Annotated in this window: 1 protein-coding gene; it reads right to left on the bottom strand. The window is 30.9% G+C overall.

What is annotated here, in order from left to right; translation table 11 throughout:
* Positions 1-128: 128 nt before the first annotated feature.
* On the bottom strand, positions 129-1,646 hold the full coding sequence (locus ACYVJS_RS16310; protein WP_460740899.1) for an NADH-quinone oxidoreductase subunit N: 1,518 nt from the start codon (positions 1,644-1,646) through the stop codon (positions 129-131).
* Between the last annotated feature and the right edge of the window lie 505 nt (positions 1,647-2,151).

The raw sequence follows: 2,151 nt of genomic DNA, 5'->3' as shown, positions 1-2,151 counted from the left end.
AGTAAACCCACATTCGTAAGGTGATACTTTTTCACTGTAAGGTTTATTAACAGCTAATAATTGATTCACTACAAGTAAAACTAGAGTTAAAACAGGAATGAAAAGGATAAAAAATGTTAATGTACTCATTACCAATAAAATAGATTTAGAGTGATTAAGTGAACACTGTTTAATAATGGTGTTGGGTTGAAAATAAAGAAAATTAATAATAAAGTAATTGTAGCAATAACTAAACTACTTGAAGTTGCTAATTCTCCAGCTGAACCTTTATTTGTTTCAACTGTTTCAGTAACATTTAAAGGATCAAAATGAATTACTTTAATAACTCGTAAATAATATGCAGCACTAACAACACTTACTAAAATAGCTACAAAAGCTAAGAAGAAGTTTCCGTTATGAGTTGCTGCGTATAAAACCATCTGTTTACCAAAGAATCCTACTAGAGGAGGAATACCTGCCATAGAAAATAAACAAACTGCAAGACTTAATCCAAGTAAAGGATTTGCTTTAAATTGACCTTTCAATTGGTTAATATATTGAATTGGAGAATAAATAGATAATCCTTTAGTTTGTAATAAATAACCAAATGCTACTAAGATGAAGAATACATTAATGTTTGTTAATGAATATTGGATTAAGTAGAATAAGAATGATTCTACTGATTCTTCGTTATTAATAGCTAATGCTAATAGTAAAAATCCTACATGAGAAATCGTACTATATGTTAATAACCGTTTAATTCTATATTGAGCTAATCCACCAATAGTACCAACTAAAAGTGATAATAATGAACTAATTAATAATAAGTATGTCCATGAAGACCAATTAGCTAATTGAGTAAATCCTTGGAATTCTAAAATAAATACTAAGAAAGCTACTTTAGGCATTGTTGTTAGCCAAGTTGTTACTACTGTAGGTACTCCATCGTATACGTCTGGAGCCCAATTATGGAATGGAGCTGCAGATACTTTGAATAATAAACCTACTAAAATTAGTAGTACACTAATTTCAATAGCAGTATTTGCTGAAGTTGTAGAACATAGCATATATAATCCCTCAAAACTAGTTAGTCCTGTGAAACCATATAATAAACTACTTCCTAATAAAATTAAAGCTGAAGATAAACTTCCTAATAAGAAATATTTTAATCCGGCTGCTGTTGCAGATTCAGACTCTCTATAAATAGTAGCTAAAATATATACAGCAAAACTTTGTAATTCAATAGATAAGAACATAGATACTAAATCACTACTTGAAATTAAACTACTCATACCTAATACAGAAAATAAAGCAATAAGAGGATATTCAGCTAATACTGATAATCCTTTACTCTTATTTACTAAAGTTGAATTTAATCCATTAGATGGTAAAGTTTGTACTCCACCAGCTTTTGAACTTAATAAAAGTACTAAAGCCCCTAATAAATAGATAAACACATCAATACTTTGAGTAATAGTTGTAACTTGAAATAATCCACCGAACACTCCTACTCCAGAACCGATTAAATCGATATAAAGTGAATTATACGATAATAATGCAGAGAAAAGTAGTAGAATAATTGTGATTCGATTAAAATAAATCGCAGGGATTCGAAGGGAAAATAGGGCAATCGCTAAAATCATGGTTAATACACCGAATAAAACCATTACTCACTTAACAACTAGTCTGGATGTTAAATACCAGACAAAGGGGACCGTAAAATAGCCCTAATAGGCCCACGCGAAGCGCGGGATTTTAAAAATATATTTGGTAATAAATAATTTATTACATAAATTATTTATTATAGATCCATTAATTTGCCTTTGGGTTAATAAACTTAAAGCCGGGGTTCTAACCCCGAGCTTCAAAAATTAATTATTAATTTAAATCGACACCGGTGAAAGGGCTCCGGGGGTGGGGCGACTTTGTCGCCCCCAATTTATTTAAGTCTATTACTTATAATTGGGGACGACTTTGTCGTCCCCACCCGCGGGGAATCGCAAAATTTATCCTTGACCCGAAAGCCTATGGCCCCATAAAATTTTGCGACATGGTACGTCAAAATTTTCATTGGGTGGCCTTGTAATCCCCATTGTAAACATAAATTTATATTATAAAACCTTTAGACACATTATATTATAAAATATAAATTATATTAGCTTTAAGGCTATT

This window comes from Microbacterium neimengense (assembly GCF_054782995.1).
The sequence above is the reverse complement of the archived record's forward strand: the minus strand, read 5'-3'. Positions and strand labels throughout refer to the sequence as shown.

Coding starts and splice junctions, on each gene's coding strand:
- ACYVJS_RS16310 (WP_460740899.1), bottom strand. CDS start 1,646: ATGGTTTTATTCGGTGTATTAACCATGATTTTAGCGATTGCCCTATTT.